Origin of the sequence: Pseudomonas spelaei (assembly GCF_009724245.1) — a bacterium.
Taxonomy (GTDB): Bacteria; Pseudomonadota; Gammaproteobacteria; order Pseudomonadales; family Pseudomonadaceae; genus Aquipseudomonas; species Aquipseudomonas spelaei.
On record NZ_WNNK01000031.1, the window covers coordinates 1 to 12,344 of the forward strand.

Annotated in this window: 9 protein-coding genes and 4 tRNA genes; 1 reads left to right on the top strand and 12 read right to left on the bottom strand. The window is 60.5% G+C overall.

Features of this window, described 5'->3' with window-relative positions:
* Positions 1-67: 67 nt before the first annotated feature.
* Positions 68-144, bottom strand: a tRNA-Val gene (locus GNF76_RS25780).
* Between the two features lie 184 nt (positions 145-328).
* On the opposite strand from GNF76_RS25780, the gene GNF76_RS25785 reads away from it, so the two are divergent.
* Positions 329-1,612 carry an NAD(P)/FAD-dependent oxidoreductase gene (locus GNF76_RS25785; RefSeq protein WP_155585896.1) on the top strand — a complete coding sequence of 428 codons (1,284 nt, stop codon included), beginning with the start codon at positions 329-331 and terminating at the stop codon, positions 1,610-1,612.
* Between the two features lie 17 nt (positions 1,613-1,629).
* Here GNF76_RS25785 and GNF76_RS25790 read toward each other — a convergent pair whose 3' ends face one another.
* The 11 genes from GNF76_RS25790 to GNF76_RS25840 all read right to left on the bottom strand — a co-directional run bounded on the left by GNF76_RS25790 (position 1,630) and on the right by GNF76_RS25840 (position 12,271).
* Complete coding sequence (locus GNF76_RS25790) at positions 1,630-2,601, bottom strand: XdhC family protein (protein WP_155585897.1); 972 nt, start codon at positions 2,599-2,601, stop codon at positions 1,630-1,632.
* Between the two features lies 1 nt (position 2,602).
* On the bottom strand, positions 2,603-3,838 hold the full coding sequence (locus GNF76_RS25795) for a cytochrome c (RefSeq protein WP_155585898.1): 1,236 nt from the start codon (positions 3,836-3,838) through the stop codon (positions 2,603-2,605).
* A gap of 2 nt (positions 3,839-3,840) precedes the next feature.
* Positions 3,841-4,380: a (2Fe-2S)-binding protein gene (locus GNF76_RS25800; protein WP_123403637.1), complete on the bottom strand. Its 540-nt coding sequence runs from the start codon at positions 4,378-4,380 to the stop codon at positions 3,841-3,843.
* On the bottom strand, positions 4,373-7,204 hold the full coding sequence (locus GNF76_RS25805) for a xanthine dehydrogenase family protein molybdopterin-binding subunit (protein WP_155585899.1): 2,832 nt from the start codon (positions 7,202-7,204) through the stop codon (positions 4,373-4,375). The genes GNF76_RS25800 and GNF76_RS25805 overlap by 8 nt, the downstream gene beginning before the upstream one ends.
* A gap of 412 nt (positions 7,205-7,616) precedes the next feature.
* A tRNA-Asp gene (locus GNF76_RS25810) sits at positions 7,617-7,693 on the bottom strand.
* A 104-nt stretch (positions 7,694-7,797) separates the two neighbouring features.
* A tRNA-Asp gene (locus GNF76_RS25815) sits at positions 7,798-7,874 on the bottom strand.
* Between the two features lie 55 nt (positions 7,875-7,929).
* Positions 7,930-8,005, bottom strand: a tRNA-Val gene (locus tag GNF76_RS25820).
* Between the two features lie 107 nt (positions 8,006-8,112).
* Entirely contained in the window at positions 8,113-8,877 is a 765-nt protein-coding gene (locus GNF76_RS25825; RefSeq protein WP_155585900.1) for an SDR family oxidoreductase, read from the bottom strand.
* Positions 8,878-8,888: 11 nt separating this feature from the next.
* Positions 8,889-10,100, bottom strand: a complete 1,212-nt coding sequence (locus tag GNF76_RS25830; RefSeq protein WP_155585901.1) for an O-succinylhomoserine sulfhydrylase — start codon at positions 10,098-10,100, stop codon at positions 8,889-8,891.
* A 66-nt stretch (positions 10,101-10,166) separates the two neighbouring features.
* Complete coding sequence (gene purF / locus GNF76_RS25835) at positions 10,167-11,672, bottom strand: amidophosphoribosyltransferase (RefSeq protein ID WP_155585902.1); 1,506 nt, start codon at positions 11,670-11,672, stop codon at positions 10,167-10,169.
* 41 nt (positions 11,673-11,713) lie between these two features.
* Positions 11,714-12,271 (bottom strand): CvpA family protein, encoded by a 558-nt coding sequence (locus tag GNF76_RS25840; protein WP_169355444.1) that lies wholly within the window; start codon positions 12,269-12,271, stop codon positions 11,714-11,716.
* Positions 12,272-12,344 lie beyond the last annotated feature (73 nt).

Here is a 12,344-nt window from a genome sequence, read left to right on the forward strand (position 1 = left end):
AAGACAACAAAAAAGGGCCCACCTTTCGGTGAGCCCTTCCAGACCGCCCAGCAGAGCGGATTTTGTTTGGTAGGCGCGATTGGACTCGAACCAACGACCCCCACCATGTCAAGGTGGTGCTCTAACCAACTGAGCTACGTGCCTGCTGTGAGGCGGCATTCTACGGAATTCCCGAGGGGTGTCAACACCTTTTTTGCAGCTAACCCTATGAATATGCGAATTTTTTATTTTTGGCCCACGCAACCATATTTTCCAGGTGGCTGGCAGCGGATTTTCAACTCAGGTAGGATCGGCGCACTCGTAAAAAATATAAAACAGAGGTTCCAGGATGGCGAACACCCCCTACCCCCAGTCGTACTACGCCGCATCCGCGAATGCGGTTACGCCCCGCCCTGCGCTGCAAGGTGAAGTCGAAACCGATGTGTGCGTGATTGGTGCCGGCTATACCGGCCTTTCCAGCGCCCTGTTCCTGCTGGAGAACGGGTTTCGCGTGACGGTGCTGGAAGCTGCCAAGGTGGGTTTTGGCGCCTCGGGCCGCAATGGCGGCCAGATCGTCAACAGCTACAGCCGCGATATCGATGTGATCGAGCGCAGCGTCGGTCCCCAGCAAGCACAGTTGCTGGGACAGATGGCCTTTGAAGGCGGCAGGATTATTCGTGAGCGGGTGGCCAAGTACCAGATCCAGTGCGACCTGAAAGACGGCGGTGTATTCGCCGCGCTGAATAGCAAGCACATGGGCCACCTGGAATCTCAAAAGCGCCTGTGGGAGCGCTACGGCCACACCCAACTGGAACTGCTGGACGAACGACGCATTCGCGAAGTGGTCGCCTGCGACAACTATGTGGGCGGCCTGCTGGACATGAGTGGTGGGCACATTCATCCACTCAACCTGGCACTGGGTGAAGCGGCGGCGGTGGAGTCCCTCGGCGGCACGATCTATGAGCAATCGGCCGCGATACGGATTGAACGCGGCGCCAATCCGGTAGTGCATACGGCCCAGGGCAAGGTCAGGGCCAAGTTCATTATTGTGGCGGGCAATGCCTACCTGGGGAATCTCGTGCCGGAACTGGCGGCCAAGTCGATGCCCTGTGGGACGCAAGTCATCACCACCGCACCATTGGGTGATGAACTGGCCAAGACACTGTTGCCTCAGGATTACTGCGTCGAAGACTGCAACTACTTGCTGGACTACTACCGCCTCACCAGCGACAAGCGTCTGATCTTCGGCGGCGGCGTGGTGTACGGTGCACGGGATCCGGCAAATATCGAGGCGATCATCCGCCCGAAAATGCTCAAGGCCTTCCCGCAACTCAAAGACGTGAAGATCGATTACGCCTGGACCGGCAACTTCCTGCTGACCCTGTCACGCCTGCCACAAGTGGGTCGACTGGGCGACAACATCTATTACTCCCAGGGCTGCAGCGGCCACGGCGTGACCTACACCCATCTGGCGGGCAAGGTCCTGGCAGAAGCCCTGCGTGGCCAGGCCGAGCGTTTTGATGCCTTTGCCGACCTGCCACATTACCCATTCCCCGGCGGGCAAATGCTGCGCACGCCATTTGCGGCACTGGGCGCCTGGTACTACGGATTGCGGGATAAGCTCGGGTTTTGACCGATCTCTACGCGGCGTCAGAGCTGGTCGCGTGTGACGCCGCTACGAATCCGCAAGATATCGGCCAGTACCGCAAGGGCAATCTCCGCTGGCGTCTTACTGCCTAGGTTCAGACCGATTGGCGCGTGGATCCGCGCCAATTGCACATCACTCAAGCCACCGATCCTGCGCAACCGCTCAAAGCGCTTTTGTGATGTCTGCATCGACCCCATCACGCCGATGTAAAACGCTTCAGTGCGCACCGCCTCCATCATCGCCAGGTCATCGATGCGCGGATCGTGGGTGAGCGCCACCACCGCCGTATCACGGTGACAGCCGCCAGCTTCGATGAACACAGACGGCAACTGACGACGAATCTCCACGTTGTTCAGCACCACACCTTCCAGCACCTCATCGCGGGGATCGCACAGTATCACCTCGAAACCCAAGCCTACGGCAAACTCCGCACAGGCCTGGGCGACACTGGAGTATCCGGCCAACAACAGACGCTGCGCCGCCCCGACCCGCACGCGTACCCGATCGATCTCGCGCTCTATACGTCCACCCTGCTGCGCATCAGTGAACAGGCTGCGCGCACCACTGGCCAAATCAATCTCGCGAATCAACCGGCGCTGCCCCAGCAACGCGGACTCAAGCTCCCGCAGGTGGGCCTGAACCGCGCAATCAGCCTCCAGCCGCTCCACGAGCACATCAAGTATGCCGCCACAGGGCAAACTCACCCGGGAACGCGGGTCATCGCCCTCGCCATAGCGAACCACGTTGACCGCCTCCAGAAACGCGCCCTCCGCGACCCGCGCCAGAAAGTCCTCCTCGACACAGCCACCGGACAGCGAGCCGATCCACTGCCCTTCAGCGTTCACCGCCAACAGCGAACCCGGCGCGCGAGGCGCCGAGCCGTAGGTCGCCAGCACGGTACACAGCCAAACACAGTGCCCGGCCAGCGACCACTCCAGCGCCCGACGCATCACTTGCAGATCGAGATGCTGCATATCAGTGCGCCTTGTGCTCGAGCAGCGGCGCGTCAGCTTGCAGCTTTTGCACATCGCTGAGCGCCAGCTCGCCCGACTGCCCACCCCAACCTTGCCGCAGGTAGTTGAGCAGGTCGGTCAGTTGCTCGGGACTGAGCTTGTCCGCAAACCCCGGCATCGGCTGCATGCGCTCGAATCCGACAAAGGCCTGTTCGCCGATCCCATCCTCAATCACCCGCAGCAGATTTCGCGGATCGTCGAGGCGCAACGTGGTGTTACCGCGCATGGCCACCGCGATGTGTGGCTTGCCCTCGCCGCCCGGCGCATGGCAACCGGCACAGACGTTCAGGTAATCCTGACGACCGCGCTGGGCGCTGGCGCCCATCTTATCCAGCGGCACCTCGGCCAGCACCTTAGCTGCTGGTGGCTGATCACCGAGCAGGAACGTCGCCATGGCAGCCAGGTCCGGATCATTGAGGCCTTGAGTGCTGTTATGGAACACCGGGAACATCTCGTTGAACATCGTGCCTTGAGCACTCATGCCGTGCTTGAGGAACGAACTCAAGTCCTGATGATTCCAGCCGCGAGCCGCCAGGTCGTTGGCCAGCAAACTCGGCGCCAGATAGCCGTTGAGCAGGCCGCCCGTCAGGCGTTTGTCCTGCTGCATCGCGCCGGGCAAACCGCGCGGGGTGTGGCACTCACCGCAGTGGCCAAGCACCTCGACCATGTACTGGCCGCGCTTGAAGGCTTCGCTTTTACCCTCGGTGGGCGCCAGTTTCACGTCCTTGCCGTAGAGCATGTTCCAACCCATCAAGCCCAGGCGCACGTTGAACGGAAAGCTCAGGCTGGTGACGGGCGCCGCACGCTCGATGGGCGCGACGGTTTTCAGGTACGCATGAATCGCGTCCGAATCCTCACGCGGCATCAGGTGATACGAGGTATAGGGCATCGCCGGATACAGGTTCGCACCATCCCGGCGCTTGCCTTCGGTCAGCGCGGCGAAGAATTCCTCATCGCTGTACAGACCGATGCCGTGCTCTTTGCTCGGCGTGATATTGGTGCCGTAGATCGTGCCGAACGGCGAGACAATCGGCAGGCCACCTGCATACGGCGCGCCACCCGGTGCGGTATGGCAAGCCATGCAGTCGGCGGCGCGGGCGAGGTACTCGCCACGTTTGACCTGATCCTCCGCGTGAGCGAGCAACACCGGCGCAGCCAAGCCAACCGCCAACGCCAGGCGGGAAAGTAGATACTTCATGCTTAACCCTCCTTGACCAGGCCGAGATCGGTCAGCACGTTACGGGTCGCACTGTAGTAACGCACGTAGCCAGTGCAACGGCAGATGTGGTGACCGAGACTGTCCTCGATGACTTTTTCCAGCTGGCTTTTAACGATGGGCTGACGCTGAAGCTTCTCCACCAACACCGTCGCAGCGTTCACGAAACCTGGCGCGCAGTAGCTGCACTGGAACGCGAACTCATCGACGAAACGCTGCTGGATCGGGTTCAGTTCAGTGACCTTGCCCTGCTCATCGCGGGTCGCGTGGCCTTCGATGGTCCGTACTTTCTTGCCTTCGAAGTAATGCGCGCCAGTGATGCAGGTGCGCACTTCTTCGCTGGTACCGTCCGGGTTATCGACGATCACCACACAGGCATGGCAGATGCCTTGCCCGCAGCCGAGACGCGAGCCGGTAAGGTTTTTGTATTCGTGCAGGTAGTCGATCATCGGCAGGTCATCAGGGATGTCCACCGGGCCGACGGATTGACCGTTGAGGGTCAGTTGAAACGGACGGTTAGCCATTGAGGGCCTCCTTGATGCGCGCAGAAGTGATAGGCAGGTCGCGGACACGCTTGCCAATGGCGTGGGCCACGGCATTACCGATGGCGCCGACGATCGGGATCATCACCACTTCGGCAATCCCCTTGGACGGATCGCTCGGCGACAACGGCGGCAGGATTTCCGCCGTCTGATTCCAGACCGCAACGTGTCGGGCCATCGGCAGGCGGTAACGGTTGAAGTTCCAGTCACCCTCCCCCGGCCCGCCTTCGTACAGCGGCATCTCTTCCATCAATGCATGACCGATGCCCATGGCGATCCCGCCTTCGAGCTGACCCTTGACCAGTTCCTCCACCAGCACCCGACCACACTCGACCCACGAGTGATGGTTGAGCACTTGCACTTCGGCCGAGCCCTTGTTCACTTTCAATTCCACCAGCGTCGCAACCGGGCTGTAGTAAGTCACTGCCGCGTTGTTCAACTGGGTGTCCGGGTAGTGGACGTTCTGACGGTCCAGCAGATGGAAACCGGCGCTGGTCATCTGCGCCTTTTTCGCATTCGGTGCACCGTCGCCGTACTTCACCGCCAGGCCATCCAGCGGCAGACGTTCGCGCACGCCGTCGATGCTGAAGTCAGCCTCGGCCCAGCTCCAGCGGTTGAAGCCGTGCACGGTCGCGCCGGTCACCAGGCCTTTTTCGTGGGCATGTTTCGCCAGTCGCTCAAAGCTCAGCGGCTGCATGCCGTTGGCGGTGAGCTTGCCGTCGACCCAATGCGCATCTTCGCGGCGTACCACGTACGGGTTGGCCTGGCCGCCGTAAGGGCCTTGGCCCCAGATCTGCAACGCCGCCGGCCACAAGCCGTGGTTGAACAGCACGCGAGACGCCTCACGGGTGGCATGGCTGAAGTAGTAGGCGGAGTTGGTTGCTGACGAAGCCGAAGCGAGCTTGCCGACCCAGCGCGGGTTACGCAGAAAACCGTCCTGTTCGGCCTGGCTCATGATGTACGGGTTGCCGCCGGTGATCAGTTGCAACTCTTTCCATTCGGTTTCACCGGTCTTCACTTCAGTGGCCGGGATACCGATGAAATCAGCCACCACCAAGGCTTGGGAGGTGGACATGCCGGTGCCGATTTCGATACCGATGTGGCGCAGGGTCACGTGCCCTTCAGCGGTGAACTCGATGCTGGCCATCGGCGCTTCTGAACCGGTGCCGAAGTCTTTCTGGCAAATGGCGAAACCGACGCCATACCAGTTGTCCGGATCTGCGGCTTCGCGCTGCTGCTTGATCGCCTCGCGGTTCTTCCACACGTCGTGGACGGCGGCCTTGTCGAGAATCTCATGCAGGCGCAACGCACCCGCCGGGATAGCGCCCTGGGTGTTTTTCGTCCCCGAGACCATGGCGTTTTTCTTGCGCAGGTCGATCGCATCAATGCCCAGGCGCGCGGCAATTTCGTCGACCATCATCTCGGTGGACGCCATGCTTTGCAGGGTGCCATAACCGCGCATAGACCCGGCTTCAACGGCGCGGGAATAGTAAGCCGTAACCTGCAAGTCGTTCTGCGGCATGTAATAGATCGACTGCGCCGCCGTAGCGCCAACCGCCGCCACCGAAGGGCTGTAGTTGATCCGCCCGCCGCCGTCGGCACTCATCTCGGCGCGGAAAATCTTGAAACTGTGATCGGTCTTGTCCACCGCCAATTGGTAGCGAATGTCGAACGCGTGACGCTTGATCCCACTCTGGAATTGCTCGTAGCGATCATTGGCCAAACGCACCGGCACACCGGCGCCGTACAACGCGGCCAGGGCGGCATAGTAGACGAAGATGTTGTGGTCTTTGGAGCCGTAACCGACGGTGTAGCCCGGGTGCATGTTCAGGTTGGCCAGGCCGAAACGCGACGGCGCGATCATCTTTGCGGTTTCGGTGGCGGCCTCCAGCGGGCACTGGGTGGCGACGACAAAGTGCAGGGTCTTGGTTGCCGGGTCGTACCAGCCGTTGCCGTTATCCGGCTCCATGGCGGCCGGTTCAATCGACGGGGTTTTGTAGCGTTCGTCGAACACCAGCCAATTGTCTGGCGGCGAGTCGATTTGCTGCTTCATGCGGTCTGCGTAGAACAATCCGCGCTCGGTCAGATTGCCGTGCAGGTTGGGTTGGGAATTCCACACCGGGCGACGGTTGCGCAGCATCGGGAACAGGATCGAATCCTTGAGGCTGGCAAATTCATCTTCGTCCGCCGAGGTCGCACCGCCGACGCGCACGTAGCGGAAACTGCCATAGGGGTCAGCTTCGTAGAACGGCACCTGGGCACCGTAACGAATCGCCTTGTCATTGAATTTGAGCTTGGCCTTGGCCTGGCGGAAGCGCTCGAAATCGTTCCAGATCAGGATCGCCACCGGGTGACCGATGAACATCGGTACCTTGCCTTCCGGCAGCAGCGGATCAGGCGCGTGCTCTTCCGGGAAGACGATGCCGTCCTTGTCCAGGTCGGCGGCGGTGACGATGCGGTCAGGCTGCAAGTCCGCGCCGAGCCACGACAGGTCGTAGCCTGCATAGATGCGATCGGCCTTGGTGATTTTCAGCAGCATGGCGTGGCCCTGCTGCTGGGGCCAGCCTGGCATGTCCCTGGAACGGATGTCGCGGGCAAAGACCTTGCTGCCGCAGACCTTGGACAACGCATCGTTACGCATACGCGCCTTGCCGTTGTTGCCGAGCCATTGCTCGGACGGCACGGTGACGCTGTTTTCCATCAAGGCCGCCAGCGCCTGGCTGCTGAGCGGGGTGAGCGTCACGCTCACCCCCGCCACAACGCTGCCCTGGAGGAACGAGCGTCGGGATATATCACGGTTGGACATGGATCATCCTCCAGACGGTTATGAGTCCGCCCTTATGGTTATGTTTTTAAGATATTCGGGTCTTGCAGAGGCTTTTTTTGGGAGAGGCAAGGAGGCAACAGCCAAAAGCTGACCAAGAGGTTAATTTTATAGGTTTCTGTCAGCGCACGAAACCACTTGTTACAAAAGCCACCCAGCAACACACAAACCAACGGGCACGACCCGACAGCCGCTGATACACCGCACGTGAAGAGCCTGAATAGAAATTGAGCGTAGTCGACAGCCGCCAGACAGGCCGCATGGAAAGGAGAGAAACACCAAATCGCAGACACAAAAAACCCCGGTCTTTCGACCAGGGTCTTTGCTATCGATCCAATCAAGCCAGTGGCTTTCCTTGGCGTCTCAGGGCGTTCAGTGGGCCCTGGAACAGATATGGCGCAGCGGACGGGACTCGAACCCGCGACCCCCGGCGTGACAGGCCGGTATTCTAACCGACTGAACTACCGCTGCGTATCGCTCAAGCTGCTGAAGTGTCACCTTCAACCGCCTTCAAACATCTGATTGATCAACCTAAGCTGTTCAATCTCAAATCTGAAACATCAGACCTGGAAATATGGCGCAGCGGACGGGACTCGAACCCGCGACCCCCGGCGTGACAGGCCGGTATTCTAACCGACTGAACTACCGCTGCGCGTCGGTGCAACCTTTAACGTTGCGTCTTGCCCTAAGGCAAAACTCTCAAGAAGTGGTGGGTGATGACGGGATCGAACCGCCGACCCTCTGCTTGTAAGGCAGATGCTCTCCCAGCTGAGCTAATCACCCTTTGCTTCGTTGAGGCCGCGAAATTTACGCAGGTGGCGGACCTAAGTCAATAGCCCGCTTGAAGTTTTTCTGAAAAAGACAAAATAGCGTCAAGAACGTCGCCGCCCTTACTCACTGTAAATCATCTTCTTGCTCATCCCGCCGTCCACCACAAACTCCTGCCCCGTAACAAACCCGGCATTGCGCGACAACAACCACGCCACCATCGCCGCCACGTCCTCCACGGTCCCTACCCTGCCTGCCGGATGCTGAGCATGATCGGCGTCCGTCAGCGGCTCGGCACGGCGCGCAGCAGGGTCACGGGCATCAATCCAGCCAGGGCTGACCGCATTGACCCGCACCTCAGGCCCCAGGCTGATGGCCAGCGCGTGAGTCAGGGCCAATAAACCGCCCTTGCTCGCCGCATAGGCTTCGGTGTCCGGCTCCGACTGGCGGGCCCGGGTCGATGCCAGATTGACAATGGCACCGCCATGGGCTCGCAGGTACGGCGCACAATGCTTGGCCAGCAGCATCGGCCCACTGAGGTTGACCGCCATGACCCGGTTCCAGTACGCAAGGTCCAGGCTTTCCAGAGTAATGTTGCGCGGATCAGCCACCGCCGCATTGCACACCAATGCATCCAGGCGCCCGAACTGGCCGAGCACTTCGGCAACCCCTAGGGCCACCTGCTTCTCGTCGGCCACATCCATGGTGATAAACCAGGCATTCTCCCCCAGCACCTTGGAAACCTTGGAGCCGCGCTCACGGTCCAGATCCGTCAACACCACCTGCCAGCCTTCACTGACCAACCAGGCAGCAATGCCTAGGCCAATACCTCGCGCTGCGCCGGTCACCAACGCAACCCGACCGTTACTTGCTCCTGCCGCTTCCATGGACCACTCGATCACAAGGCTGCCAGCCCGCGGGCCAGGTCTGCCTGCAAGTCAGCGACATCTTCCAGGCCGACCGCGATGCGAATCAGGCTGTCACGAATCCCCGCCGCTTCCCGCTCCTGCGGCGCCAGGCGCCCGTGAGAGGTGGTGCTTGGGTGGGTGATGGTGGTTTTGCTGTCCCCCAGGTTGGCGGTGATGGAGATCAGCCGGGTCGCATCGATAAAGCGCCAGGCGCCCTCTTTGCCGCCCTTGACCTCAAAACTCACCACCGCACCAAAGCCGCGCTGCTGGCGCTGGGCCAACGCATGTTGCGGGTGGCTCTTGAGACCGGCGTAATGGACCTTCTCGATACCGTCCTGCTGCTCCAGCCATTCGGCCAGCGCCTGGGCGTTGGCACAATGGGCCTTCATCCGCAGGCTGAGGGTTTCCAGGCCCTTGAGGAAGATCCAGGCGTTGAATGGGCTCAGGGTCGGGCCAGCCGTGCGCAAGAAGCCCACCACTTCCTTCATCTGCTCGCTGGCACCCGCAACCACACCGCCCATGCAACGGCCTTGGCCGTCAATGAACTTGGTAGCCGAATGCACGACGATGTCCGCGCCCAGCTTCAGCGGCTGCTGCAGTGCCGGGGTGCAGAAGCAGTTGTCCACCACCAGCATTGCGCCCTTGGCGTGGGCGACTTCAGCCAGCGCGGCGATGTCCACCAATTCAGCCAGCGGATTGGACGGTGACTCGACAAACAGCAGCTTGGTATTGGGCTTGATCGCCGCATCCCAACCGGATAGCTCCGCCAGCGGCACGTAGTCCACTTCAATGCCAAAACGCTTGAAGTACTTCTCGAACAGGCTGATGGTCGAACCAAACACACTGCGGGACACCAGCACGTGGTCGCCGGCGCTGCACAGGCTCATGACCACCGCCAGGATGGCAGCCATGCCCGTTGCAGTAGCAACGGCTTGCTCTGCCCCCTCCAGCGCCGCGATACGCTCTTCGAACGCACGCACAGTGGGGTTGGTGTAGCGCGAATAGACGTTGCCCGGCACTTCACCGGCAAAGCGTGCAGCAGCATCGGCTGCGGTACGGAAAACGTAGCTGGACGTGAAGAACATCGGCTCGCCGTGCTCACCTTCCGGCGTGCGGTGCTGGCCAGCGCGCACAGCCAGGGTATCGAAAGCTACGCCATCGAGGTCGCTGTCCAACCGACCGGCATCCCATTCCTGACTCATGCTGCCACTCCTCAACTCAATGCTTTATCAAAGATACAAAACCGGCCCCTCAGGGCCGGTGTTTACTCAGTTGTTGTACAGATCGATGATCGCGCTGACCGCCTGGGTCTTGATCTTCGAGGAGTCGTTGCGCGCCTGCTCGATCTTGTTCAGGTAGGCCTCGTCAACATCCCCGGTCACGTACTTGCCGTCGAATACGGCGCAGTCGAACTGCTCGATCTTGATCTTGCCGCCGCCGACCGCTTCGATCAAGTCCGGCAGGTCCTGATAGATCAGCCAATCGGCGCCGATCAGGTCCGCAACGTCCTGGGTGGAACGATTGTGGGCGATCAGTTCGTGAGCACTCGGCATGTCGATGCCGTAGACGTTCGGGTAACGCACCGCTGGCGCAGCAGAGCAGAAGTACACGTTCTTCGCCCCAGCTTCGCGAGCCATCTGGATGATCTGCTTGCACGTGGTGCCGCGCACGATGGAGTCATCCACCAGCATCACGTTCTTGCCACGAAACTCCAGCTCAATGGCGTTGAGCTTCTGGCGTACCGACTTCTTGCGAGCCGCCTGGCCCGGCATGATGAAGGTGCGACCGATGTAACGGTTCTTGACGAAGCCTTCGCGGAACTTGACGCCCAAGTGGTTGGCCAGCTCCAGGGCAGCGGTGCGGCTGGTATCCGGAATCGGGATGACTACGTCGATATCGTGCTCAGGACGCTCGCGCAGAATCTTCTCGGCCAGCTTCTCGCCCATGCGCAGGCGCGCCTTGTACACCGAAACGCCGTCGATGATCGAATCCGGACGCGCCAGGTAGACGTGTTCGAAGATGCACGGGGTGAGTTTCGGGTTAAGGGCACACTGACGGGTGTGCAGCTTGCCGTCTTCAGTGATGTACACCGCTTCGCCCGGCGCCAGGTCACGGATCAAGGTGAAGCCCAGCACGTCCAGGGACACGCTTTCGGAGGCGATCATGTATTCAACGCCTTCGTCGGTATGGCGCTGGCCGAAAACGATCGGACGAATGCCGTGCGGGTCGCGAAAGCCAACGATGCCGTAGCCGGTGATCATCGCCACAACAGCATAACCACCGACGCAACGGTTATGAACGTCAGTGACCGCGGCGAACACGTCTTCTTCGGTAGGCTGCAGCTTGCCGCGCTGGGCCAGTTCGTGAGCGAACACGTTGAGCAGGACTTCGGAGTCCGAGTTGGTGTTGACGTGGCGCAGGTCAGATTCGTAAATCTCCTTGGCCAGTTGCTCAACGTTGGTCAGGTTACCGTTATGCGCCAGGGTGATGCCGTACGGCGAGTTGACGTAAAACGGTTGAGCTTCGGCCGAGGTCGAGCTGCCTGCCGTCGGGTAGCGCACATGGCCAATGCCCATGTGGCCGACCAGGCGCTGCATGTGACGCTGATGGAACACGTCACGTACCAGGCCATTATCCTTGCGCAGGAATAACCGGCCGTCGTGGCTGGTCACAATACCGGCAGCATCCTGGCCGCGGTGCTGGAGCACGGTTAGCGCGTCATACAGCGCCTGATTGACGTTCGACTTACCGACGATACCGACGATGCCACACATGCGACGCAACCCCTACTTAATGAATCTTGACTGAACACAACTTACTGCGGCGTTTTGGCCGGCAAGAGGTGCTCCTTGAACGGAAGATCAGCGGGTACGCTGATTCCGCTGGCCAGCCACTGACTGCTCCACCCCAATATGAGGTTCTTGGACCAGTCTGCAACCAATAGAAATTTTGGCACGAGACTCGACTCCTGCCACCACGAATCCTGCTGTACCGGCCCCAGGCTCAATAGCCCGACCGCCACAACCACCAGCAACGCACCACGTGCGGCGCCGAAGGCCATGCCGAGAAATCGATCGGTCCCGGAGAGGCCGGTGACGCGTATCAATTCGCCGATAAGATAATTGACCATTGCTCCCACCAGCAGCGTGGCGATGAACATGATGGCGCAGCCCGCGATGACGCGAGCCGAAGGTGTTTCGATGTACCCGGCGAGGTAAACAGCCAATGAACCACCGAACATCCAGGCTACGACCCCTGCGACGATCCAAGTCAGCAACGACAGGGCTTCTTTTACGAAGCCGCGGCTTAGACTGATCAAAGCAGAGATGGCGACGATTGCAACGATCGCCCAGTCAACCCAGGTAAATGGCACAGTGCAGCCTACAGACGGATAAGGCGGCGCATTTTAGCAGAGCGCCGGGCTATCGGTAAGCGGCGATTAGCAG